This is a genomic window from uncultured Lentibacter sp. (genome assembly GCF_937123735.1).
Classification (GTDB): Bacteria; Pseudomonadota; Alphaproteobacteria; order Rhodobacterales; family Rhodobacteraceae; genus Lentibacter.
In genome coordinates this window covers 53977-76514 of the sequence record NZ_CAKZKL010000028.1, presented here as the reverse complement: position 1 = coordinate 76514, position 22538 = coordinate 53977, and the positions used below count along the sequence as shown (strand labels likewise).

The following is a 22538-nucleotide window of genomic DNA, read 5'->3' as shown; positions in this document are numbered from 1 at the left end:
CGCTGCGGCACAGTGGGCGCTTGAATGATCTGCCAAAACCGATTAGCCAACCTTGCAAAGGTAAAATCGGGGTTTTTGAATATGACCTATATCGTCAACGACGCCTGCATCGCGTGCAAATACACAGATTGCGTCGAAGTCTGCCCAGTAGATTGCTTCTATGAGGGCGAAAATATGCTCGTCATCCATCCGGATGAATGCATTGATTGTGGCGTCTGTGAGCCGGAATGCCCCGCCGATGCCATCCGCCCCGACACAGACCCGGGCACCGAAACATGGGTCGAATTCAACCGCAAATACGCCGAGCTCTGGCCGGTCATCGTGTCCAAAAAAGACCCGCTCCCCGAAGCCGAGGACCGTGACGGCGAAGAAGGCAAACTGGAGAAATACTTCTCCGAAGCCCCCGGCGAGGGCGGCTGATCCGCCCGGCGCGCCCGCCGGCCCCGCCCCGCGTGCGCAACCCTGATCAGCGCCCTTTCTTTGGGGGCTGATTCGTGATATGTATCACTTATGTAAATTATGAAACCTGCCTGACCCATCCCCCGAGCGCCTCGCTTGCTGGATGGTTTTGCCTGTCATAAATCCGGCCAACAGGGCAGCCCCGGCAGCCCTCCGGCTCTGTTGACAGCTTCACAGGGTTTCTCGGCAATGCGAGGAAAGATTGCATGAGCAAATCAAAAAAAGCGGAGTTCCGCGCCAATGAATTCGTCGTCTACCCGGCCCATGGCGTGGGCCAGATCATCTCGATCGAGAAACAAGAGGTCGCCGGCTTTGAACTCGAGCTTTTTGTCATCTCCTTTGAGAAAGACAAGATGACCCTGCGCGTGCCCACCAACAAGGCCACCGAAATCGGAATGCGCGGGCTCTCCAGCCCCGATGTGGTCAGCCAGGCCATGAAAACCCTGCGCGGCAAGGCCAAGGTCAAACGCGCCATGTGGTCGCGCCGCGCGCAGGAGTATGAACAAAAGATCAATTCAGGCGATCTCATCGCCATCGCCGAAGTGGTGCGCGATCTGCACCGCTCCGATGATCAGCGCGAGCAAAGCTATTCCGAGCGCCAGCTCTATGAAGCGGCCCTGGAACGGCTGACCCGGGAAGTCGGCGCTGTCGAAGGCGGAGACGAGCGCGCCGCCGCCAAGCAAATTGACGAGGTTCTGGTCAGCCGCGCCGCCTGACCCTCCTCACCGCACTCAAATCAAAAGCCCGCCTCCCCAAAGAGCGCGGGCTTTTTCTTGTGAGGCACACCCTCCTCACACGCACAAACCTCCAATGCCCCTTTTTCTTGCCTCAAATATCCTGGGGGTCTGGGGGCAAAGCCCCCAGCTGGTCGGATTGTGCGCAGCACAATTCGAAACCAAAAAAAGGGCGCAAGCTCCCACGCTTACGCCCCCTTCACATCTCTTGGTGCCCAAAGCGTCAGCCGCGCGCGCGGCCCACAAGCTTCCAAGCCGCCGGCAACAGCAGCGCCGCCAGCACAAGTTTCACCGCATCGCCCACAAGAAACGGCGTCAAGCCCCAGGCCAGCAGCGGCTTGTCAAAGCCGTAAAGCACACCAAGCCAGAGCACACCGGGCACATAGATCAACGCATTGCCGATCAACATCGCCCCGGCCATCTTGCCCGCCGAGCGGTCCCAGCCCTTGCGCGCCAGCGTGCCCAGCGCCAAAACAGCCAGCACATAGCCCACAAGATAGCCGCCCGTGCCGCCCATCATATAGGTGATGCCATAAGCTTCCGCCGATGAACCGGCGAAGACATCAAAACCCATCACGCCAACCAGCATATAGGCCGCAATCGTCGCCAGCCCGAGCCGGGGCCCATAGGCCGCGCCCATCGCCAGCACCGCAAAGGTGCCCATGGTGATCGGCACGGGCCACATCGGCACGGCAATCTTGGCCGAAATCGCCAGCGCCATCACACCGGCAATCACCAGAGCAACCCGCTTGGCCCAAAGGCCCGCTCCGGCCTCTGCGCCGAATGTTTCAATCAAAACTCTATTTGTCATGGCTGTGGCCATCCCACGTCCCTCCATTTGTTTGCGCAATTTCTGCACCAGCGAAGGCATTTTCGCAAGCCAGAACCGCTCCCTCGCGACAATATTGCGAAATCATTTCATAATTTTTGCGCGGGCCAAGCACCCGCCAGCGCACCTCAAAGCGCGGCCACTGGGCAAAATCATAGGCCCCGTCATATTGGTCGGGGTCACACCAATGCGCCGTTTCCCCGCCCGTGGGCGGAACCCGATGAAAGAACCGCCCATCGTCAAAATAGACGTTCAGATCCGCGTCCCAGTGGTAACGCCGCTCTGCGGTCATCGGCACCTGCCCTTCAACCTGCAAAAGCCCGCGTTCCGCATAAGCGCCATCCTCGCTCCAGACAGCCGCGCCCTCAAAGCGCGCCTCAGGCCCTGCCGCTGGCAAAATCGTGCGCGCCAGCCGCCACTGGCCCAGAAAGTCGGCAAACTGTCTCATATCCGCGCTCCTGACTTGAGGTTAAGCAAACCCCAGTCTATGACCGCGCCAACCCAACCTGCAACAGCGAAGGCTTCCTTATGATCGAGCGTTACTCCCGCCCCGAAATGGTTTCTATCTGGTCTGCGGCCACCAAGTTCAAAATCTGGTACGAGATCGAGGCCCACGCCTGCGACGCCATGGCCGATCTGGGGGTGATCCCGCGCGAGAATGCCGAAGCGGTCTGGAAAGCCAAGGACGTGGAGTTCGATGTCGCCCGCATCGACGAGATCGAAGCCGTGACAAAGCACGATGTCATCGCCTTTCTCACCCATCTCGCCGAGCATGTGGGCTCTGATGAGGCCCGCTTCGTGCACCAAGGCATGACAAGCTCCGATGTGCTCGACACCTGCCTCAACGTGCAGCTCGTGCGCGCCGCCGATATCCTCGTGGCCGATATGGAGAAGCTCCTCGCCGCGCTCAAAACCCGCGCGATCGAGCATAAAATGACGGTCCGCGTCGGCCGCAGCCACGGCATCCACGCCGAACCCACCACAATGGGCCTCACCTTCGCGCGCTTTTACGCCGAGATGGACCGCAACCTGGCCCGCCTCAAAATGGCCCGCGAAGAGATCGCCACAGGCGCGATCTCCGGCGCGGTCGGAACCTTCGCCAACATCGACCCGCGCGTCGAGGAGCACGTCTGCGCGAAGCTCGGCCTCTCCCCCGAGCCGATCAGCACACAGGTCATCCCGCGTGACCGTCACGCCATGTTCTTCGCCACTCTGGGCGTCATCGCCTCAAGCATCGAGAATGTCGCCATCGAAATCCGCCACATGCAGCGCACCGAGGTTCTTGAGGGCGCCGAGTTCTTCTCCATGGGCCAGAAAGGCTCTTCTGCCATGCCGCACAAGAAAAACCCTGTGCTGACGGAAAACCTCACTGGCCTCGCGCGTCTCGTGCGCATGGCCGTGATCCCTGCAATGGAAAATGTCGCCCTCTGGCACGAGCGCGATATTTCTCACTCCTCGGTCGAGCGCGCCATCGGCCCCGATGCGACCATCACGCTTGATTTCGCCCTCGCCCGCCTCACAGGGGTTGTCGAAAAGATGCTCATCTTCCCCGACAACATGCTGGAAAACATGAACAAATTCCCCGGCCTTGTGATGTCCCAGCGCGTGCTTCTCGCGCTCACCCAAGCAGGTGTCTCCCGCGAAGATGCCTATTCCATGGTGCAGCGCAACGCGCTCAAAGTCTGGGAAGAGCGGCGTGATTTCCAGGAGCTGCTGCTGGCCGATGAAGAGGTCGTCAAAGCCCTCGGCGAAGAGGGCATCCGCGCCAAATTCGACATGGGCTATCACACCAAACACGTCGATACGATCTTCACACGCGTCTTCGGCGAAAGCTGATATCAGGGGGCAAAATGCTGACCAACCGCGACATCAAAGAGCTCACGGCCTTTCGCCGCGCGTTGCATCAGCACCCCGAAGTCTCGGGCGAAGAGGCCGAGACAGCCCGCCGCATCACCGAGGCGCTTGAAGCGCTCGCGCCGAGCCAGATCCTCACAGGTCTGGGCGGCCATGGCGTCGCGGCGGTGTTTGACAGCGGCGCGCCCGGCCCCACCGTGCTCTTTCGCGCCGAGCTGGACGCGCTGCCCATTCAGGAGATCAACAATATCCCCTGGGCCTCGCAGATCGCGGGCAAAAGCCACGTCTGCGGCCACGATGGCCATATGACCATGCTGCTCGCCTTAGGGCGCCTGCTCGTGCGCCAGCCTGTCGCCAAGGGCCGCGTTGTGCTCATGTTCCAGCCCGCCGAGGAGGATGGCAGCGGCGCGCGCGCCGTGGTCGCCGACCCGGCGTTTGCGCAGATCGCTCCTGATTGGGCCTTCGCCATTCATGTCGAGCCGGGCCGCCCCTTCGGCCATGTCGCCAGTTGCGCGGGGCTGATCAACTGCGCATCTCTCGGCCTCAAGATCACCCTCACAGGCAAGACAGCCCACGCCGCCACGCCCGAAGACGGCACATCGCCCGCCCTTGCCGTGGCAGCCCTTCTGCCGCAGCTGGATGATCTCGGCCACGGCGGCACGCTTGGTGATGATTTCAAGCTCGTCACCCTCACCCATGTGAACATCGGCGCGCCGACCTTCGGCATCGCCCCCGCCGATGCGGTGATCTACGCCACTCTGCGCACCGCCGATGATGCGGGTATCACGGCGCTGGAAGAGGCCGCCCGCACGCTCGCGGCCGAGGCCGCAAAGGCCCACGGCCTCCAAGTGGCCTTCGAGGTGCACGACCATTTCGCCGCCTCGATCAATGATACAGAAGCCTATGAAGTGGCCGTCAAAGCCATGGACACGCTCGGTATTTCGCACAGCCGCGAAGGCGTGCCCATGCGCGCCTCCGAGGATTTCGGCGTGTTCGGCTGGGGCGCAAAAGCCGCCATGCTCTGCCTCGGCCCGGGGGAGGGCTACGCCGCCTTGCACAATCCTGACTATGACTTCCCAGATGATCTCATCCCTCTGGGCAGCGCTCTTTTTGCGCGCATTGCCCATGATCTCTTGAGCGAAGGCACAGGCCTATCGGCGAATCACGCGCTGTGATAGGCTGCTTGCACAGGTCAGAGAGGAGTTTTCATGCCCCGTTTCATTCTCACCGCCATATTTGTGCTCACAGCCAGCATGGCCAGCGCCGAGTGTTCCCGTGGCCATGAGCAAGCCATGAGCTGCGCACAAGGCCAAAGCTATGATGCCGAAACAGGCACCTGCGTGCCCCGCGTCACCAGCTGAGCACGGCACATTCGCGGAATGCCACGGGCCAGACCCTTTTGGATCTGGCGCCAAAAGCCGTGCAACGGGCCGCGCCACGCAATAACACTGCATCCCGCAAAACCGGCCCAATCCTCAAGCGCTTCTGCCCCATCCAAGCCAAGGCCCCCAGTGCGGGACTTTTCTACCTTTGCTTCAAGAGGCCAACGTCAGCCCCGGGAGTGGCCAACCTGAATGACTCGCAGGGCGTTTTATGCCTGCCAAACACACCCCCAGAACACGCCGCGCGCGCTCAACTGTCAAATCGCCTGTCAGGCACAGCATGGCCGGGCCGCTATGCGGCTGTTAACCGGCCCGAGACCTACCACCACTACCTGCCTTCCATCACCACCCCCTTCACAAAGCCCCGCTTTGCCGACTTTCTTATTTTTCAGGCTCGGGCGATAACGTGAAGGTCATTGGGCGTTTCACATCTGCAAACGCCGATCAGCGTTGCGGCCTCTTGCCCCCTCCCTTACAAGATTCCCAACGCGCCGCAAAAATCGGCGCGAGTAATTGACTATTTTTGTCGCACAACCTTGCGTTTTGGCAAATCAGGTGCATTTTTGAGCAAAGCAAAGCTAAAAAACGGCCAGCAGGAGGTCTCGTGTCCCTATTCTTCATTGTCCTTCTGCCGTTCCTCGGCGCCCTGCTTCCAGGGCTGATGAATTCTGCGGGCCGCGCCGCCACAGCCGGCGTCACCTTCACAGTCTCGCTCGCCGCCTTCATCGGCCTGCTCACCAACCTGCCGGCCATCCTTGCCGGCGAGGTTGTCATGGCGCGGATCGAGTGGATGCCGCTTTTGGGCCTCAACTTCACGCTCATGCTTGATAGCCTCGGCTTTTTCTTTGCCCTGCTCATCCTCGGCATCGGCCTGCTCATCATCGCCTATGCGCGCAACTACCTCAGCCGCGACGACAACATGGGCGAGTTTTTCACCTATCTGCTCATGTTCCAGGGCGCGATGGTGGGCATCGTGCTGTCTGATAACATCCTGCTTTTGCTCATTTTCTGGGAGCTGACATCGCTCTCCTCCTTCCTGCTCATCGGCTATTGGAAGCACCTACCCGAAGGCCGCCAAGGCGCGCGCATGGCCCTTACCGTCACAGGCATGGGCGGGCTTGCCATGGTCGGTGGGATGCTGCTGCTGGGCAATATCGTCGGCAGCTTTGATCTCAGCGTCATTCTGCAAAACCGTGCGCTTATTCAGGCCGATCCGCTCTATCTCCCCGCGCTCCTGCTCATCCTCTTGGGCTGTTTCACAAAGTCGGCGCAGTTCCCCTTCCACTTCTGGCTGCCACACGCCATGGCCGCGCCCACGCCGGTTTCGGCCTATCTGCATTCCGCCACCATGGTGAAGGCGGGTATCTTCCTCATGGCGCGCATGTGGCCGGTGCTTTCGGGCACGCCTGAATGGTTCGTCATTGTCACCACAGCGGGGCTCATCACCATGGTGCTCGGCGCGGTCATCGCGCTTTTCAAGCATGACCTGAAAGCGCTTCTGGCCTTCTCCACAGTGAGCCACCTCGGCCTCATCACCATGCTTTTGGGCACAGGCACGGCCTTTGGCGCCATGGCGGCGATGTTTCACATCCTCAACCACGCCACCTTCAAGGCCGCGCTCTTCATGTCCGCAGGCATCATAGATCACGAGGCCCACACCCGCGACATCCGCCGCCTCGGCGGCTTGCGCAAGCTCATGCCCGTCACCTTCGTGATCGCCACGCTGGCTGCGCTGTCGATGGCGGGAATTCCCTTGCTCAACGGCTTCCTCTCCAAAGAGATGATGCTCGAAGAAGCCACGAAAACCGCGCTCTTCGGCGCACCCTGGCTCGTGCCCGCGCTGGCCACCTTCGGCTCGCTCTTCTCGGCGGCCTATTGCTTCCGCCTCATTGGCCATGTTTTCTTTGGCCCCGTGCGCGCAGATTACCCTGCCAAGCCGCATGATCCGCCCGCCGGCCTCTGGCTGCCGCCCGCGCTGCTGATGCTGCCGGTGGTGGCGATCGGCGTGGCACCCTTCCTGGCGGAGCCGTTTGTGAAGCTCGTCACAGCCGCAGTGCTGGGCGAAGCGGGCGAGGTTCCCAAAGCCTATTTCAAAATCTGGCACGGCCTTGTGCCCGCGCTCTTCATGTCCATCGCGGCAGTAATCGGCGGCCTCCTCTTGCTGGCGGTGTTCAACCCTGCCCTGCGCCTTTGGGAGGCGGCCCCGCGCCCCGAAGCCAAACAAATCTTTGAAGCGCTCGTTCAGGCCGTGGCCACGCTGGCAGAAAAGCTTGTCCTGCCCCTGCACAACGGGGCCTTCAGCCGCTACGCCGCCATCGCCACAGCCACCATCCTCGCGGCGGGCTATCACGCCTATGACAGCGGCACGCTGGCGCCCGCCACCCGCGCCTTGCAGCCGGTTGGCGCCGTGCCTGTGGCCGCTTGGCTCATGGTGCTCGCCGCCACGGCGGGGCTTGTGCTTTTGCACCGCAACCGTCTGTTGTCGCTCATCTTGATGGGCATCATCGGCCTCATGGTCTCTATTGGCTTTGTCTTTTTCAGCGCGCCAGACCTTGCAATGACCCAATTTACCGTTGAGGTCGTGACCATCATCTTGCTGCTGCTGGCGCTCAACTTCCTGCCCAACCGCACGCCGGTAGAAAGCTCGGTGCTGCGCCGCTTGCGTGACGCCGGATTGGCCATCGCCGGTGGACTGGCCGCCTTCGGGCTCGCTTACCACTACCTGCTGCGCAACGCTGTCAGCGATCCGATCAGCGGCTTTCACCTTGCCAATTCCTACAAGGGCGGCGGCGGCACCAATGTGGTGAACGTGATCCTCGTGGATTTCCGTGGCTTTGACACCTACGGCGAGATCATCGTGCTTGGAATCGCGGCACTGCTGATCTACGCGCTCACCGAAACGCTGCTGGGCGGCCCCGTGCGGGCGCGCCTGCTCAACCGCACCCCCGACCAGCCCCTCGCGGGCGATATGCACCCCATGATGATGGTGGTGCTCACCCGCGGGATTATGCCGCTGGTGCTTCTGGTGGGCTTTTACATCTTCCTGCGCGGCCATAACGAGCCGGGTGGCGGCTTCATTGCCGGGCTGATCGTGGCCATTGCGGTGGTCATGCAATATATGGCCAGCGGGTTTTCCTGGGCCACGGCGCGGCTGCGCTACCCCTATCACGGCATCATCGGCACCGGGGTGCTGATTGCCGGGCTGACAGGGCTCGGAGCCTGGTTCTTTGGCAAACCCTTCCTGACATCGGATTTCACCTATGTGCGCATCCCGCCGTTCGAAAAGTTCGAACTGGCCACCGCCGCCCTGTTTGATCTCGGGGTGTTCCTCGCGGTGGTCGGTGCGGTGATGCTCTCGCTGGAGAGCTTCTCGCGCCTTGCCCGCCGCGCCCATACCCCGGAAACAGAACACCCGATGGACATAGACCCCTCGCGGGATGATCCGCAAACCAACACCGCCAAGGAGGGCGTGTAGAATGGAATTTCTCGTGGCCTCCGCCATCGGCGCTCTCACCGCAGGGGGGATCTACCTCGTGCTGCGCCTGCGCAGCTTCCCGGTTATACTGGGCATCTCGCTGCTCACCTATGCGGTCAATGTCTTTTTGTTCACCTCAGGCCGCCTCACCATCGGCGGCGCGCCCATTCTGCGCGAAGGCGCCATCGGCTACGCCGATCCGCTGCCACAAGCGCTTGTGCTCACAGCCATCGTCATTTCCTTTGGCATGACAGCCGTTGTGGTGATGATCGGGCTTGGGGCCTTTCTTGGCTCCGATGACGACCGTGTGGATGATGCGCCCGCCTCTGCACAAGACAGCCCGGAGGCCCGCCCATGACCCATTGGCTCATTGCACCGGTTGTTCTGCCTGCGCTGCTTGCGCCGTTTATCGTTCTGGCGGCGCGCTATCATATTGGGATCCAGCGGGTGCTGTCGCTGGCGGGCGTGCTCGCCCTTATCGGCATTGCCGCCGCGCTGGCCTGGCAGGCTGCGGATGGCACAATCACCCTCTACCAGCTCGGCGATTGGGCCGCCCCCTTCGGCATCGTGCTTGTGGGTGACAGGCTGTCCACCCTCATGGTGCTGCTCACCACGGTTCTGGCGCTCTTTGTGCTGCTCTATGCCATCGGCTCGGGCTGGGATGCGCGCGGGCGGCACTTTCATGCGCTCTTTCAGTTCCAGCTCATGGGCATTCTGGGGGCCTTCCTGACGGGCGATTTGTTCAATCTCTTCGTGTTCTTCGAGGTGCTGCTCATCGCCTCTTACGGGTTGATGATCCACGCGGGCGGCACAGCCCGCCTGCGCGCAGGCGTGCAATATGTGCTCTTCAACCTCATCGGCTCAACGCTGTTTCTCTTTGCGCTCGGCGCAATCTATGCCGAGACGGGCACGCTCAACATGGCCGATCTGGCCCAGCGCGTCACGCTTGTGAGCGCCGAGGAGACGGTCGGCATCCGGGTCGCTGCGGTGTTGCTGCTTCTGGTCTTCGCCATCAAGGCCGCGCTTGTGCCTTTGCACTTCTGGCTGCCCTCCAGCTATGCCGAAGCCCCCGCGCCCGTGGCCGCGCTCTTTGCGATCATGACAAAGGTGGGCGCCTACGCCATCATCCGCGTCTATACTCTGATCTTCCCGCCCGAGCTTTCGGTGACACAGGGCTTGCATGACCTCTGGCTGCTGCCGGCGGCGCTTGTGTCGGTGGCTCTGGGGATGATCGGTGTGCTTGCGGCAAAACGCCTGGAGCGGCTCGTCGCCTTTGCCGTCATCGGCTCCATGGGCATGGTCATGGTGATGATCTCGCTCTTCACGCCCGAGGCCATCGCCGCTGCGCTCTATTACATTGTGCACTCCACCCTCGCAGGGGCGGCACTGTTTCTGATCAGCGATCTGGTGCGCACAGGCCGCGGCGGCAGCCTCGCGCTCACAGCGCAGCCGCCAATGGCCGGGGCCGCGCTCACTGCTGCGCTCTTCTTTGCCGGTGCCATCGCGATGGCCGGTCTGCCGCCGCTCTCGGGCTTTCTGGGCAAGCTCCTGCTGCTTCAGGCCGCGCTGGCAACACCGCAGGCCGCGCTGATCTGGGCCGTGGTGCTGCTCTCTAGCCTTGTGAGCATTCTGGGGTTTGCCCGCGCGGGCAGCCAGCTCTTCTGGAAAGCCAAGAGCATCACCGCCCCCGAAGATATGGCCCCCGCCAGCGTGCCAGCCCCGCTGGCCTATCTGGCGGTTGGCGGGCTGCTCGCCCTGCTGGCTCTGCACACGGTTTTTGCCGGGGCCGCGCACGGCTACACCAGCAAGATCGCCGCACAGCTCTTTGCGCCGCAGCCCTATATCAGCACCGTGCTGGAGACGCCGGGCAAACTCAGCACCCCCGACCCGCAGAAGAAGGATCACTGACATGGCACGCCGCCTGCTTCACTGGCTCATGCCCCACCCCGTGCTCACCCTGCTGCTGGCGGTGGTCTGGATCCTGCTGCAAAACCAGTTCAGCGCCGGCATGGCTGTCTTCGGACTGATCCTGGGCATCGTGATACCGCTGATCACCGCCCCGTGGTGGCCCGACCGCCCGCAAAGCTTTCGCAGCGGCAAAATGGCCCGCTATGCGCTGCTGGTGATCTGGGACATCATGGTCGCCAACCTTCAGGTTGCCTGGATCGTGCTCACCGTGCCCAACACAAAGCTCCGGCCCGCCTGGATTGTCGTGCCACTGGAGCTGCGCGCGCCAGAGGCCATCACCATGCTCGCCGGCACCATCACCCTCACCCCGGGCACGGTCTCTGCTGACCTTTCCGATGAAGGCCACAGCCTGCTGGTGCATGTGCTGCACACCACCACCCCCGACGCCGTGCGCGACGAGATCAAAACCCGCTACGAAGCCCGCCTGAAGGAGATTTTCGCATGATCACCGCTCCCGAGCTGTTTGCGCTGGCGCTTGTGCTGGCCTTTGCCGCCCTCGCCTTTGCGCAACTCATGTGCCTGATCCGCCTGGTCATCGGCCCCAGCACGGGCGACAGGATCCTGGCGCTGGACACCATGGTCATCAACGCGCTGGGCCTGGTCATCCTGCTGGGGTTGCACCAGGGGGTGCGGATCTATTTTGAAGTCACCCTGCTGATTGCCATGCTGGGCTTTGTGTCAACCGTCGCGCTTGCGCGCTTTATCCTGCGGGGGGACATCATCGAATGACAGCCGCCATCCTCGGAACCTATCTCACCGCCGCCCTCTTGCTGATCGGGGCGGGCTTTGCCAGCGTCGCCGCCATCGGCCTGCTCAAGTTCAACGACCCGATGACCCGGCTGCACGCGCCCACCAAAATCGGCACCGTGGGGATCGGCGCATTGCTGCTGGCCTCCATGCTGCACGGCTTTCTCAGCGGGGCCCCCTCCTATCACGAGCTGCTGATCATGGGTTTTCTGTTTGTCACCGCGCCGATTTCGGCCAACTTCATTGCCAAGGTGAACATCCACCAGCGCAGCTGTGATACCCCGCCCGCGCCGCCGCAGGACGAAACCTGGTCAACGCTCAACACCCCAAAAGAGCCCGGCCAGTCCCCACCACACAGCTCCCAATGACACCAGACCAGCGCCCCGGCTCGTCAGCCGAGGCGCTGACAATTTTAGGCAAACTTGGCTCAAAACGGCGCCAGAAAACGCTGGTGGCTGCGGGGGGCGAAAGGCTTTCTTAGGGGGTTCGTCCTAGGGTCTGACCCAGTCAGATAGGAAGCCAAATGTCCGCGATGCAGCCCCTCGCCAGCCTAGCGCCCAGCCGCATGTCTCCCGCGCTCACCTCTGCGCAGAAAGCCGCCATCATTGTGCGCTTCTTGCTCAAGGAGGGGGCCGATGTGCCGCTGGAGCGCCTCTCCGAAGAGAGCCAGAGCACCCTCACCGCTGCCATCGGCGACATGGGGTATATCGACCGGGAAACCCTGGCCAATGTGCTGGCCGAATTTGCCCGCGAAATCGAGGCCATGGGCCTTGTCTTCCCCGCCGGACTGGCCGAAGCGCTGCAAAGCCTTGAAGGGCGCATTTCCCCTGTCACAGCCGCGCGGCTGCGCAAAGAGGCTGGGGTGCGCCAGGTCGGTGATCCCTGGGACAGAATTCGCGCCTTGCCCGCCGAAAAGCTGCTGCCCCTGCTCAGCCAGGAAAGCACCGAGGTGGCCGCGGTTCTGCTCTCCAAGCTGCCGGTGCCCTTGGCCGCCGAGCTGCTCGGCCAGATCCCGGGGCCGGAGGCGCGCCGCATCAGCTATGCCGTCTCGCTCACCGGGCAGGTCACCCCCGGCGCCGTTGACAGGATCGGCCTCTCGCTCGCCGCGCAATTTGAGCATGAAAGCCCGCGCGCCTTTGAGGACGACCCCGTCGAGCGGCTCGGGGCGATTCTCAACATTGCCAATTCGGAAACCCGCGATGCGCTGCTCAGCGGGCTCACCGAGGAGGACGCCGATTTTGGCCAACGCCTGCAAAAGGCAATCTTCACCTTCGTGCATATCCCCGCCCGCGTCGGGGCTGTGGATGTGCCCAAGATCACCCGCGAGGTCGACCCTGAACAGCTGCGCACCGCACTCGCCTTTGCGCTGGCCACCGAAGATGAGGGCCTGCGCGCCAGCGCCGAATATATCCTGGGCAATATCTCCAAGCGCATGGCCGAAGGTATGCGCGAGGAAATCGCCGAGTCCGGCCGCGTCAAACCCAAAGAGGGCGAGGCTGCCATGAATGCCGTGGTTGCCGCCATTGGCGCGCTGCAAAGCGCCGGCGAGCTGACACTGGTTATCGCCGAAGAGGACGACTCTGAAGGCTAGACCCGCGCGCCCAAAAGGCCCGTGCCCCTAAAAGCGCGTGCCCGCGCAGACGGCTTCTGCTTTCCCTTGCGCGCAAAGCCCGATAGGCTTGGCAGGATTTTTCTCACAAAGCTGTGGCCCCATGTCCTCCCCTACCAAAGCGATCTTGCTGATGATTGCCGCCATTTTCTGCTTTTCCAGCATGGATATGATGGCCAAACTTCTGGCCGAGCGGGTTGGCACGCTCACCACCCTCTGGGTGCGCTACACCGGGCAGGCGTTGCTTGTCACCGCGCTGATTTTGCCGGATTTTCGCCGGATCATGCGCACAAGCTATCCCAAGCTGCAACTGGCGCGCTCGGTGTGCCTGCTGGGCGCGACCGGCTTTTTCTTCTTTGGCATCTCCAATATCGGCCTCGCGCAGGCCGCATCCGTGATGTCCACCAATCCGGTGTTTATCACCCTTGGGGCGGCCTTCTTTCTGGGCGAGCGCTTTGGCCTGCGCCGTGCGGCGGCCATCTTGGCAGCCTTTGGCGGGGCTTATCTGGTGATCCGGCCCGGCTCGGCGGTGTTTTCGCCCTATGCGCTGCTGCCGCTGGCGGCGGCGATGTGCTATTCGGCCTATGCTTTGGTCACGCGCTTTGTGGGGCGCGATGAAGATGCTTGGACCTCGCTGTTTTACACCGCCTTGTTCGGCGCGGCGGTGCTCACGCTGAGCCTGCCGCTTTACGGGCAGAAGCTGGGGCTGAGCGATGTGCCGCTGATGGTGGGAATCACCCTTTGCGCAACCTTGGGGCAGCTGGCGCTGATCCGCGCGCTGATGGCGGGCGAGGCCGCCATGCTGGCACCGTTTTCCTACGCTGGTATCCTCTTTGCGCTGGTCTATGGGTTCTTTGTCTTTTCCGCCGTGCCGGATCTTTACACGCTGATCGGCGCGCTTGTGATTGCGGCCTCTGGCATTTATGTCTGGCACCGCGAAACCTACGCCAAGCCTAAGAGCAAACCATGACAGCCGCGCCCCTCTCCCTGCGCAAGCGTGCGGGTTATTTTCTCAGCAATCTGCTGTTTGCCGGGTTGATCCGTCTGGCGCTGTTGCTGCCCTATCGCTGGCGTGTGCCGCTGATGGGCTGGATCACCGCGCGGATTTTGGCCCCTTTGGCCGGTTGGCAGGCGCGGGTGCGCGCCAACCTTGCGCATGTGCTCCCCGATCTGCCAGAGGCGCAGGTTCAAGAGATCTGCCGCGCGGTGCCCGACAATGCCGGGCGCACCCTGATCGAAATCTACTCGGGCGCGCCCTTCAAGGCCCGCGCCGTGCAAGCCCCCATATCGGGCCCCGGCCTCGCCGCGCTGGAGGCCGCCCGCCAAGAGGGGCGCCCGGTCATTCTGGTGACAGGGCATTTTGGCAATTACGATGCGGTGCGCGCCAATCTGATCGCGCGTGGCCACAATATGGGCGCGCTTTACCGGCCAATGAGCAACCCCTATTTCAACCGCCATTATGTCCGCGCGATCACAGCCATCGGCGCGCCGATGTTTGCCCAGGGCAACCGCGGTATGATGCAGATGGTGAAACACCTGCGCAGCGGTGGCGTGGTCGGGATCCTCACCGACCTCAACAACGGCGCGGGCGCAGCACTCGACTTTTTTGGCAAGCCGGCCCTCACCTCGGTGATCACCGCCGAACTGGCGCTCAAATACAATGCCGCCCTGATCCCCGTCTATGCCATCCGCCAAGCCAACGGGCTGGACTTTGAGATCATAGCCCAGGCCCCTGTCGCGCCCTCAGACGCAACGACCATGACCCAGGAAATCAACCACCAACTTGAAGCCCTGGTGCGCGCCAATCCCGGCCAGTGGTTCTGGATCCACCGCCGCTGGAAAGGCGCAAGCCCCCAAGATGAAACCAGCTAGCCGTCTTTTTGCCCCAAGTGTTGCCAAGACACATCAACCTAAAGCATTGTCTTTAAATCACTTTTTATCAGGTCCGCCGGATGCGGCGCAGTTAAGCTAAATTGTCACTTTTTCGCCCCAATTCGTCCTTAAGGAAGTCAGGAAGAGCAGCGAAAAGCCTGTTCAACGGAAATGTTAAGGCAGAAGCTGACCATGAAAAAGAGAGAGCTGGTGCAGGCGCTGTGTCTGTGTTTGGACAAAACCGCCCCCGCCACTGGTCCGCTGCGCGTGGGTGCTCAGCCTGCAACGGGAGGCTGCTGATGCGCAATTTCCTGCTGCCTGCACTCTTTACGCTCGTCGGCTGTATGCCCGGCCATATTTCTGATACCCCCTCCCGCGGGATCGTCCAGGACGGCACTCTGGGCCTGCCGCCGCTCAAATCCTTCACCACAACTGTGCAACAAGCGCCCATGCGCGCCAACAGCGATATCGCCCGCGATTTTCTCGCGCTGGCCTTCCAGCTGGAATCCGGGCGCGAATTGCCCGTGCTCACCCGCTTTGAAGGCCCGATCAGCATCCGCGTCACCGGGGCGCCCCCCGCCACGCTGCTCCCCGATCTGAGCCGCCTGATCTACCGGCTGCAAAGCGAGGCCCGCCTGCCCGTCAGCCTGACAAATGCGCCCAATGCCAATATCACGGTGCAGGCCGTCAGCCGGGCCGAAATCCGGCGCAACCTGCCCCATGCGGCCTGTTTTGTTGTGCCCAATATTTCCGATATTTCAGAGTATAAAGCAGCGCGCCGCACCGAAAAAACCAACTGGGCCGCGCTGCGCAGCCGCCAGAAACTTGCGGTTTTCGTGCCCAATGATGCCAGCCCGCAAGAGGTGCGTGATTGCCTGCACGAGGAGCTCGCGCAAGCCATCGGGCCGCTCAATGATCTTTATCGCCTGCCCGATTCTGTCTTCAATGATGACAATATGCACACCGTTCTGACCGGCTTTGATATGTTGATCCTGCGCACCTATTACGCGCCCGAACTGCGCACCGGAATGAGCAAACGCCAGGTCGCAGCGCTTCTGCCGGGGCTGCTTGCGCGGCTCAACCCCGCCGGGGAGGCGCTGAGCCCAACTCGCACCGCGCCCACCCCGCGCAGTTACATCAATGCCGTTCAAACAGCCCTCGGTCCCGGGGCCTCTATGCCCCAGCGCCGCGCCGCAGCCCAAAAAGCCCTGTCAATCTCGCGGGCCTTTGGCTGGCAAGATCACCGGCGCGCCTTTGCCCACTACGCCATGGGCCGCATCTCGCAGGTCTCTGATCCGGCGCTTGCGCTCGAACATTTTCAGGCCGCCGACCAGCTTTACGCCCGTTCGTCTGCCACCACGCTGCACCGGGCCTATGTCGCCTCGCAACTGGCCTCGCATGCGCTCAGCGAAGGCAATGGCCTGCGCGCGCTCGGCCTCGTGAACCCGGCCCTGCACATTGCCCAAAAGCATGAGAACGCCGCCCTGCTGAGCACGCTGATGTTGTTGCGCGCCGAGGCCCTCGAACTGACTGGGCGCTCCTCCGAGGCCCACCACGTCAGGCTGGACAGTCTGGGCTGGGCGCGCTACGGATTTGGCTCGGAATGGGCCGTGCGCGCCAAAATGCGCGAGATCGAAACCCTCAGCCCATCCCGAGGCAAACGTGGCTAAAGCAGAGCGGATGGGGCGAGATGATTGTTACACTGGGGTTCGTAATCGGCGCGATTGGCGGGGCCCTCTTGGCCCGAAAAAAGAATGGTAACAGGCTCGATATGGTGCAGCACGCGGCTGTCCTCGGGGTGATCTGCGCCTTGGTCGCGCTGTTTCTCAATATCCTGATCCTGCGGATGCTCTGAGGCCGAGGCGATGTTTCTCCCGTTTTTCGAGAACCTGCGCGAGGCCCGTATTCCGGTGTCTCTGCGCGAATTTCTAACCTTTCTGGAGGCGGTCAAATCCGGTCTGGTGACCTATGATATCGAAGGGTTCTACTATTTGGCCCGCGCTGCCATGGTCAAAGATGAGCGCCATATCGACAGATTTGATCAGGCTTTTTCCAAAACATTTCAGGGCCTTGAAGAGATTTCTTTAGGTGATGTCTTAGAAGCGGTCGATATCCCCTCAGACTGGCTGGAAAAACTTGCCGAAAAGCACCTCTCCGAAGAAGAACGCGCCGAGATCGAAAGTTTAGGCGGCTTTGACAAGCTCATGGAAACATTGAAAGAACGCCTCAAAGAACAGGAGGGCCGCCACCAGGGTGGCAACAAATGGATCGGCACAGCCGGAACCTCACCGTTTGGCGCTTATGGCTACAACCCCGAAGGGGTGCGCATTGGCCAGAAAGAGAGCCGCCACAAGAGCGCCGTCAAAGTTTGGGACAAGCGCGAATTCAAGAATCTCGACGGCGATGTGGAGCTGGGCACGCGCAACATCAAGGTTGCGCTCAAGCGCCTGCGCCGCTGGGCACGCGACGGGGCGCATGAGGAGCTGGACCTCAACGGCACAATCCGCGCCACGGCCGAACACGGCTATCTCGATGTGAAGACCCGCCCCGAGCGGCGCAACGCCGTCAAAGTGCTGCTCTTTCTTGATATCGGCGGTTCGATGGACCCGCATATCAAACTGGTCGAGGAGCTGTTTTCCGCTGCCAAATCCGAGTTCAAACACTTTGAGCACTTCTACTTTCACAACTGCCTCTATGAGGGCGTCTGGAAAGACAATGCCCGCCGCTGGGACCAACAGACCCCCACTTGGGAGGTTCTGCGCACCTATGGCAGCGACTACAAATGTATCTTCGTGGGCGATGCCTCCATGTCGCCTTATGAGATCGCCTATGCCGGCGGCGCGAATGAGCATTGGAACGCCGAGGCAGGGCAGGTTTGGCTGGAGCGGGCGCGGGCACAGTGGGCCAACACGGTCTGGATCAACCCCGTGCCGGAAAAATACTGGGGCTACACCCATTCCATCGGCATGATCCGGGAGATCTTTGAAGATCAGATGGTGCCGATGACCCTTGATGGCATCACACGCGGAATGCGCGCGCTGATCTGACCCGGCGCAAGCCTGTTGCCTTTCTGGCCCAGCGTGCGCCGCGTTAACCACTTTTAGCGCCTCAAAGCCGCGCAACAGCGGTGCACGCTTTGTGCACGGGGGGTGCACGGGTTTCACCCCCCCCTTTTGGCCTCTGGCGCGCGCCGTTAACCCTCTCGTGCGCAGGGTTTACACTTCAAACAAGCTGCCAGGCCCCCAGCCTTTGGGCGCACAGCCCGCGAGGGTGAGCATATGCCAGATAAGCGCTTGATTTGACGAAATAACCGGCCGTCCCACCCGCTGCTCTGCCTCGCGCAGAATAGAAAAACTCCGCAGGTTGGTGCAGCTCACAAAAACCGCATCTGAAGGCGCTGTTTTTGCAATATCTTCAATGGCTTGCAAGGTACTCTCTTCTGAAATTCGGGCCACCTTGCGGTCTTCGCTCTGGGCAAAGCTGGCCTCTGCCACGGTCTCAAATCCAGCCTCGGCCAGCAAGCCGCGCATCGGGGCGGTCACCTCTTTGACATAGGGGCTGACGTATGAAATCTGCTTTGTATTCAGGGCCTTAAGGGCTGCCACCACAGCGCTGATGGGGTTGGTTGCGGCGGCCTGTGGCTGGGCTTGGCCCAGCAACGCCGCCACCCGCTCAGGGCCAATCACCGTGCTGGCCGAGGTGCAGGCATAGCCAATCGCCCGAAGCCCCTGCGGCAGCAGAGCCGCCGCCGCAGGCAGGCGGTTTTCCATCAATTTCAGAGCCTTAGGCGTTACGTCGGCCTCAGCGGCGATGCGCGTGTGCACAAGGCTCACAGCCCGCCCGGCGAGCACCTGCCGGGCCTCGTTTTCCAGGGTTTCATCGGTTGAAAGAACAATCAGCCCAAGCTTGGCTTCGCCGCCAAACCCTTGATCCAGCTCATATTTTACCACCGCACGCTCCTTGTATTTTCGCTGGCCCGAATCTGCGTGCCCCCGTAAGCTTGCCCCATGACGCGCGCCCCTGTCACGCATATAAACCTCGCCGCCTTCGCCGCCGATCCCTACCCCGATCTGGCCGCGATGCGCGCGAGCGCGCCCATCACCTTTGTGCCCGAGCTCAACGCCACCTTGCTCACCCGGCGCGATGATATTTTCACACAAGAAAAACGAATCGACGTTTTCTCCTCGCGCCAGCCGAAAGGGTTAATGACCAAGCTCATGGGCGAGAACCTCATGCGCAAGGATGGCGCGGCCCATATGGCCGAGCGCCGCGCGCTCTTTCCCGCGCTCAGCCCCCGCACCATGCGCGACATCTGGCAACCGCAAATAGCAACCATGGCCGACAAGCTGCTGAATTCACTCGCAGAAAAGCAAGGCTGCGATCTGGTGCGCGCCTATGCGATGGTCCTCTCCGCCGAAACCCTGAAGCTTGTCACAGGCCTCACAAACATGGCCGCCGCCGAGCTTGACCGCGTCAGCCAGGGCATGATCGACGGCTGCGCCAACTACGCAGGCAATCCCGAGATCGAGGCCAATTGCCACGATTGCACCACCTCCATCGACACCCATATCGACGACATGCTCCCCCGCCTCAAAGCCGCGCCCAACAACTCCGCGCTCTCGGTCATGTATGAGGCCGGCCTGCCAATGGAGTCGATCCGCGCCAACATCAAGCTGATCATCTCCGGTGGACAGAACGAGCCGCGCGACGCCATAGCCGGGGCCGCATGGGCGCTGCTCACCCATCCCGAGCAGCTCGCATGGGTCCGCAAGGGCGAGGCCAGCTGGGGCCAGGTTTTTGATGAATATGTCCGCTGGATTTCTCCCATCGGCATGTCGCCGCGTGAGGTCGCGCGCGCCGATGTGATCCACGGCATCCCCTTTGAAAAAGGCGCGCGGGTGTTTCTCATGTTCTCCTCCGCAGGCCATGACGAGGCCCATTTTGAAGAACCTCAACTATATGATATTAAACGAAATACAGCTCCCTCCATCCCCTTTGGCGCGGGGCCACACTTCTGTGGCGGGGCGGCTGTGGCCCGTGCGCTGATCACCGAGATCGCGCTGCCAAAGCTCTTTGAGCGCTTCCCGCAGATGTCGCTTGCGGGCGATGTCCCCTTCACGGGCTGGGCCTTTCGCGGGCCCACAAAAATGCCCGTTGCATGGTAGCGCGCCAGCCCCCATATCATGTGCCATGATCAAGCTTCTGCCCATCCTGCTGCCGCTCATTTACGGCTATATCGTCTACCGTTTCTCCGTGCGCAACACGCTCAAGGAGCTTGATGAGAAGTCCACAGAGCTGGTCGATCCGGCGTTTCAGCCCGTGCTCACACGCCTCGCCGCCGCCCTTGGGCTCGCGCGCGTGACGGTCTATCTCTATGAGATAGAACCGGTCAACGGGCTCGCGGCACCAGACGGGCGGATCTTTATAACCCGAGGATTTTACAACAAATTTCGGTCTGGAGAGGTGAGCGCAGAGGAGCTGGCCAGCGTGATCGCCCATGAGCTGGGACATGTCGCCCTCGGCCATTCGCGCCGCCGAATGATCGACTTTTCGGGCCAAAATGCCATGCGCATGGCGCTCGGAGCAATTTTCTCGCGCTTCGTTCCGGTGATTGGTGTCTGGCTCGCCAATTTCGCAACCACCCTGCTCGCCGCGCGCCTCTCGCGCGCAGACGAATACGAGGCCGATGAATACGCCGCCGCATTGATGACGAAAGCCGGCTTTGGCGTTGCGCCGCAAATCGCGCTGTTTCACAAGCTGGAAACCCTCACAGGCGCGGTCGCGGGCCGACCGCCCGCCTGGCTCTTGAGCCATCCCAAAACAAAAGAGCGCATCGCCGCCATCCGCGCGCTCGAAAGCCGCTGGGCAAAGGCCTAGCCGAGCGCTTTCGCCAGCCGTGGCAGACGCGCTTTTTTGAAAAGGCTGCGCATCGTCCAACCCTGCCCCGAAAGCTCCCGCGCCTTGGCGAGAACGCGCTCCGCAACAGGCGTAACAAGCGCAGGATCGGAGGCAAAAACCCCGCGCAGGTAAGCGTCCGGGTCCATCAGGCTCAGGCCCTCTTCGGCCAATATCTGCGCGGGAAAGTCCTTTTTATTCAAGGTGATAATCGCGTCAGCAGAGCCTGCCACAGCCGCCGCCAGCACATGGATGTCGCCCGCGTCCGGCAGCCAGAGCCGCGCTTTCAGCCCTTCGCCATAGCGCACCCGCGCATTGGGCCAGCGCGCATGGAGCAGCGCAATTTCCCCTTCGGCAAACACCCGTCCACCAGCCGCGTGCTTCTCTGCCGTATGCGCCCATTCGCCCTCGATCTCGGCGGACCACAGTGGCTCAAAAGCCCCCGCATCGGCCGCGCCCAGAAGCATTTCGCGCATCACCGTCGGATAGAGCACACAGGTGTCAAGCAGCAGCTTCACAGCCGGTAAAACAGCGCTTTGAGATAGCCACTTTCCGCAAGCTGCGGCATCAGCGGATGGTCCGGCCCCGCAAAGCCCGTGTGAATCAGCTGGCTTACGCGCCCTGCGCGGCCAATGCCCCGGCTTGAGGCGGCGCGAAACTTGCCCAAATCGGCGGCATGCGAACAGGAACAAAGCCCTAAATATCCGCCCTCCTTCACCAAGACAGCCGCCAGCCGCGCAATGCGCTCATAGGCCCTCAACCCCGCGTCCAAAGCCTTCTTTGAGGGCGCAAAAGCGGGCGGATCACAGATCACCACATCAAATTTGCGGCCCTCTTCGGCCAAGGCTGCCAGCGCGTCAAATGCGTCTGATATACGCGTTTCAAAGTGCTCTGCCATGTCCGAGGCCGTAGCCCCCGCTGTGGCCAGTTCCAGCGCTGCGGCGGAGCCGTCGACAGCCAGAGCGCTCTTGGCCCCCTGCGCCAAGGCGGCGAGGCCAAAGCCCCCGACATGGGAAAAAACATCAAGAACATCAGCGCCCTGGCTCAGCTTTGCGGCAAAAGCCTGATTGTCGCGCTGATCAAAGAAAATACCGGTTTTCTGCCCACCCGTCAGGTCGGCCATATAGGTCGCACCGTTCATCTGCACAGGCACAGGCCCGCTCGGTGCTGCGCCCGCCAGCACGGCGCTTTCGTCATTGAGGCCCTCAAGGCCACGCGCGCGCCCCGAGGCGTTTTTGAGGATCGTGGTGATCCCATCCAAGCCCTCCAGAGCCTCGCAAAGCATGTCCAGCCGCGCCTCGGCCCAGGCGGCATTGGGCTGCAAGACCACCGTATCGCCGAAGCGGTCGATGACCACGCCGGGCAAGCCATCCGCCTCGGCATGGACAAGGCGGTAAAACGGCTGTGCATAGAGCCGCTTGCGCATATCCAGCGCCTTCTGAAGCTTGGCTTTGAACCACCCAGCATCAATCACAACGCGCACATCGCGCTCCAGCATCCGCGCCGAAATACGGCTCTCGGCGTTGAAGCCGACAAGCCCCATGGGCGCGCGCTCGGCGTCTTCCAGAAGCACGATCTCGCCTTTGGCGATAGCCTTTGTGCGGCGGTCGAGCACAAGCTCGTTGTCAAACACCCAAGGCGCACCATGGCGGATCTTGCGCGCGTCGGCTTTGGGTTTGAGGCGGATAACGGAATAAGGGAGCTGTGTCATACA

At 61.9% G+C, this 22538-nt stretch carries 24 protein-coding genes; 19 read left to right on the top strand and 5 right to left on the bottom strand.

Annotated elements, in window-relative coordinates; translation table 11 throughout:
* Window positions 1-81: 81 nt before the first annotated feature.
* Both fdxA and Q0478_RS07775 read left to right on the top strand, forming a co-directional pair.
* A complete protein-coding gene (fdxA, locus tag Q0478_RS07780) occupies window positions 82-420 on the top strand; it encodes a ferredoxin FdxA (protein ID WP_298677976.1) in 339 nt (112 codons plus the stop codon).
* 245 nt (window positions 421-665) lie between these two features.
* Entirely contained in the window at window positions 666-1175 is a 510-nt protein-coding gene (locus Q0478_RS07775; RefSeq protein WP_298677973.1) for a CarD family transcriptional regulator, read from the top strand.
* A 241-nt stretch (window positions 1176-1416) separates the two neighbouring features.
* On the opposite strand, the gene Q0478_RS07770 is transcribed toward Q0478_RS07775, so the two are convergent.
* Window positions 1417-2004: a biotin transporter BioY gene (locus tag Q0478_RS07770; protein WP_298677970.1), complete on the bottom strand. Its 588-nt coding sequence runs from the start codon at window positions 2002-2004 to the stop codon at window positions 1417-1419.
* A complete protein-coding gene (locus Q0478_RS07765; RefSeq protein WP_298677967.1) occupies window positions 1994-2470 on the bottom strand; it encodes a DUF6314 family protein in 477 nt (158 codons plus the stop codon). Before Q0478_RS07765 ends, Q0478_RS07770 begins: the two co-directional genes overlap by 11 nt.
* 80 nt (window positions 2471-2550) lie before the next feature.
* Between Q0478_RS07765 and purB the strand changes: the two genes are divergently transcribed.
* The 15 genes from purB (at window position 2551) to Q0478_RS07690 (ending at window position 17976) form a co-directional block, all read left to right on the top strand.
* Window positions 2551-3858 carry an adenylosuccinate lyase gene (purB, locus tag Q0478_RS07760; RefSeq protein WP_298677965.1) on the top strand — a complete coding sequence of 436 codons (1308 nt, stop codon included), beginning with the start codon at window positions 2551-2553 and terminating at the stop codon, window positions 3856-3858.
* A 14-nt stretch (window positions 3859-3872) separates the two neighbouring features.
* The gene (locus tag Q0478_RS07755; protein WP_298677962.1) at window positions 3873-5051 is read left to right on the top strand and encodes an amidohydrolase; all 1179 of its coding nucleotides are present in this window, start codon (window positions 3873-3875) and stop codon (window positions 5049-5051) included.
* A 33-nt stretch (window positions 5052-5084) separates the two neighbouring features.
* Complete coding sequence (locus Q0478_RS07750) at window positions 5085-5237, top strand: carbohydrate-binding module family 14 protein (RefSeq protein WP_298677959.1); 153 nt, start codon at window positions 5085-5087, stop codon at window positions 5235-5237.
* A 625-nt stretch (window positions 5238-5862) separates the two neighbouring features.
* Window positions 5863-8733, top strand: coding sequence for a monovalent cation/H+ antiporter subunit A (locus tag Q0478_RS07745; protein WP_298677956.1), 2871 nt, complete (start codon window positions 5863-5865; stop codon window positions 8731-8733).
* A 1-nt stretch (window position 8734) separates the two neighbouring features.
* A complete protein-coding gene (locus tag Q0478_RS07740) occupies window positions 8735-9091 on the top strand; it encodes a Na+/H+ antiporter subunit C (protein ID WP_298677953.1) in 357 nt (118 codons plus the stop codon).
* Window positions 9088-10641, top strand: coding sequence for a monovalent cation/H+ antiporter subunit D (locus Q0478_RS07735; protein WP_298677950.1), 1554 nt, complete (start codon window positions 9088-9090; stop codon window positions 10639-10641). Before Q0478_RS07740 ends, Q0478_RS07735 begins: the two co-directional genes overlap by 4 nt.
* A 1-nt stretch (window position 10642) precedes the next feature.
* Window positions 10643-11146, top strand: coding sequence for a Na+/H+ antiporter subunit E (locus tag Q0478_RS07730; RefSeq protein ID WP_298677947.1), 504 nt, complete (start codon window positions 10643-10645; stop codon window positions 11144-11146).
* Window positions 11143-11430 (top strand): K+/H+ antiporter subunit F, encoded by a 288-nt coding sequence (locus Q0478_RS07725; RefSeq protein ID WP_298677944.1) that lies wholly within the window; start codon window positions 11143-11145, stop codon window positions 11428-11430. The genes Q0478_RS07730 and Q0478_RS07725 overlap by 4 nt, the downstream gene beginning before the upstream one ends.
* The gene (locus Q0478_RS07720) at window positions 11427-11816 is read left to right on the top strand and encodes a monovalent cation/H(+) antiporter subunit G (protein ID WP_298677941.1); all 390 of its coding nucleotides are present in this window, start codon (window positions 11427-11429) and stop codon (window positions 11814-11816) included. Before Q0478_RS07725 ends, Q0478_RS07720 begins: the two co-directional genes overlap by 4 nt.
* Before the next feature lie 155 nt (window positions 11817-11971).
* Window positions 11972-13039, top strand: a complete 1068-nt coding sequence (locus Q0478_RS07715) for a FliG C-terminal domain-containing protein (RefSeq protein ID WP_298677939.1) — start codon at window positions 11972-11974, stop codon at window positions 13037-13039.
* A 121-nt stretch (window positions 13040-13160) separates the two neighbouring features.
* Window positions 13161-14027 carry a DMT family transporter gene (locus tag Q0478_RS07710; RefSeq protein ID WP_298677937.1) on the top strand — a complete coding sequence of 289 codons (867 nt, stop codon included), beginning with the start codon at window positions 13161-13163 and terminating at the stop codon, window positions 14025-14027.
* Window positions 14024-14929 carry a lysophospholipid acyltransferase family protein gene (locus Q0478_RS07705; RefSeq protein ID WP_298677935.1) on the top strand — a complete coding sequence of 302 codons (906 nt, stop codon included), beginning with the start codon at window positions 14024-14026 and terminating at the stop codon, window positions 14927-14929. The genes Q0478_RS07710 and Q0478_RS07705 overlap by 4 nt, the downstream gene beginning before the upstream one ends.
* A 299-nt stretch (window positions 14930-15228) precedes the next feature.
* Complete coding sequence (locus Q0478_RS07700) at window positions 15229-16599, top strand: DUF2927 domain-containing protein (protein ID WP_298677933.1); 1371 nt, start codon at window positions 15229-15231, stop codon at window positions 16597-16599.
* Window positions 16600-16619: 20 nt separating this feature from the next.
* Window positions 16620-16784, top strand: a complete 165-nt coding sequence (locus tag Q0478_RS07695) for a hypothetical protein (protein ID WP_298677931.1) — start codon at window positions 16620-16622, stop codon at window positions 16782-16784.
* 10 nt (window positions 16785-16794) lie between these two features.
* Window positions 16795-17976, top strand: a complete 1182-nt coding sequence (locus Q0478_RS07690) for a VWA domain-containing protein (RefSeq protein ID WP_298677930.1) — start codon at window positions 16795-16797, stop codon at window positions 17974-17976.
* A gap of 168 nt (window positions 17977-18144) precedes the next feature.
* On the opposite strand, the gene Q0478_RS07685 is transcribed toward Q0478_RS07690, so the two are convergent.
* Window positions 18145-18879 carry an Asp/Glu racemase gene (locus Q0478_RS07685; protein WP_298677929.1) on the bottom strand — a complete coding sequence of 245 codons (735 nt, stop codon included), beginning with the start codon at window positions 18877-18879 and terminating at the stop codon, window positions 18145-18147.
* A 57-nt stretch (window positions 18880-18936) separates the two neighbouring features.
* Between Q0478_RS07685 and Q0478_RS07680 the strand changes: the two genes are divergently transcribed.
* Window positions 18937-20094: a cytochrome P450 gene (locus Q0478_RS07680; protein ID WP_298677926.1), complete on the top strand. Its 1158-nt coding sequence runs from the start codon at window positions 18937-18939 to the stop codon at window positions 20092-20094.
* A 25-nt stretch (window positions 20095-20119) separates the two neighbouring features.
* Window positions 20120-20806, top strand: a complete 687-nt coding sequence (locus tag Q0478_RS07675) for a M48 family metallopeptidase (RefSeq protein WP_298677923.1) — start codon at window positions 20120-20122, stop codon at window positions 20804-20806.
* Here Q0478_RS07675 and Q0478_RS07670 read toward each other — a convergent pair.
* Window positions 20803-21342, bottom strand: coding sequence for an RSP_2648 family PIN domain-containing protein (locus tag Q0478_RS07670; protein WP_298677920.1), 540 nt, complete (start codon window positions 21340-21342; stop codon window positions 20803-20805). The two genes, Q0478_RS07675 and Q0478_RS07670, sit on opposite strands and share 4 nt — an antisense overlap.
* A complete protein-coding gene (locus Q0478_RS07665) occupies window positions 21339-22535 on the bottom strand; it encodes an RSP_2647 family RNA methyltransferase (RefSeq protein WP_298677917.1) in 1197 nt (398 codons plus the stop codon). The genes Q0478_RS07670 and Q0478_RS07665 overlap by 4 nt, the downstream gene beginning before the upstream one ends.
* Window positions 22536-22538: the final 3 nt, after the last annotated feature.

Excerpts from the sequence above, each read along its gene's own strand:
- Q0478_RS07725 (WP_298677944.1), top strand. The coding sequence starts at position 11,143 with ATGATCACCGCTCCCGAGCTGTTTGCGCTGGCGCTTGTGCTGGCCTTT.
- Q0478_RS07770 (WP_298677970.1), bottom strand. The coding sequence starts at position 2,004 with ATGACAAATAGAGTTTTGATTGAAACATTCGGCGCAGAGGCCGGAGCG.
- Q0478_RS07705 (WP_298677935.1), top strand. The coding sequence starts at position 14,024 with ATGACAGCCGCGCCCCTCTCCCTGCGCAAGCGTGCGGGTTATTTTCTC.
- Q0478_RS07750 (WP_298677959.1), top strand. The coding sequence starts at position 5,085 with ATGCCCCGTTTCATTCTCACCGCCATATTTGTGCTCACAGCCAGCATG.
- Q0478_RS07690 (WP_298677930.1), top strand. The coding sequence starts at position 16,795 with ATGTTTCTCCCGTTTTTCGAGAACCTGCGCGAGGCCCGTATTCCGGTG.
- Q0478_RS07680 (WP_298677926.1), top strand. The coding sequence starts at position 18,937 with ATGACGCGCGCCCCTGTCACGCATATAAACCTCGCCGCCTTCGCCGCC.
- Q0478_RS07675 (WP_298677923.1), top strand. The coding sequence starts at position 20,120 with ATGATCAAGCTTCTGCCCATCCTGCTGCCGCTCATTTACGGCTATATC.
- Q0478_RS07755 (WP_298677962.1), top strand. The coding sequence starts at position 3,873 with ATGCTGACCAACCGCGACATCAAAGAGCTCACGGCCTTTCGCCGCGCG.
- purB (WP_298677965.1), top strand. The coding sequence starts at position 2,551 with ATGATCGAGCGTTACTCCCGCCCCGAAATGGTTTCTATCTGGTCTGCG.
- fdxA (WP_298677976.1), top strand. The coding sequence starts at position 82 with ATGACCTATATCGTCAACGACGCCTGCATCGCGTGCAAATACACAGAT.
- Q0478_RS07695 (WP_298677931.1), top strand. The coding sequence starts at position 16,620 with ATGATTGTTACACTGGGGTTCGTAATCGGCGCGATTGGCGGGGCCCTC.
- Q0478_RS07735 (WP_298677950.1), top strand. The coding sequence starts at position 9,088 with ATGACCCATTGGCTCATTGCACCGGTTGTTCTGCCTGCGCTGCTTGCG.
- Q0478_RS07740 (WP_298677953.1), top strand. The coding sequence starts at position 8,735 with ATGGAATTTCTCGTGGCCTCCGCCATCGGCGCTCTCACCGCAGGGGGG.
- Q0478_RS07765 (WP_298677967.1), bottom strand. The coding sequence starts at position 2,470 with ATGAGACAGTTTGCCGACTTTCTGGGCCAGTGGCGGCTGGCGCGCACG.
- Q0478_RS07710 (WP_298677937.1), top strand. The coding sequence starts at position 13,161 with ATGTCCTCCCCTACCAAAGCGATCTTGCTGATGATTGCCGCCATTTTC.
- Q0478_RS07700 (WP_298677933.1), top strand. The coding sequence starts at position 15,229 with ATGCGCAATTTCCTGCTGCCTGCACTCTTTACGCTCGTCGGCTGTATG.
- Q0478_RS07715 (WP_298677939.1), top strand. The coding sequence starts at position 11,972 with ATGTCCGCGATGCAGCCCCTCGCCAGCCTAGCGCCCAGCCGCATGTCT.
- Q0478_RS07665 (WP_298677917.1), bottom strand. The coding sequence starts at position 22,535 with ATGACACAGCTCCCTTATTCCGTTATCCGCCTCAAACCCAAAGCCGAC.
- Q0478_RS07720 (WP_298677941.1), top strand. The coding sequence starts at position 11,427 with ATGACAGCCGCCATCCTCGGAACCTATCTCACCGCCGCCCTCTTGCTG.
- Q0478_RS07775 (WP_298677973.1), top strand. The coding sequence starts at position 666 with ATGAGCAAATCAAAAAAAGCGGAGTTCCGCGCCAATGAATTCGTCGTC.
- Q0478_RS07730 (WP_298677947.1), top strand. The coding sequence starts at position 10,643 with ATGGCACGCCGCCTGCTTCACTGGCTCATGCCCCACCCCGTGCTCACC.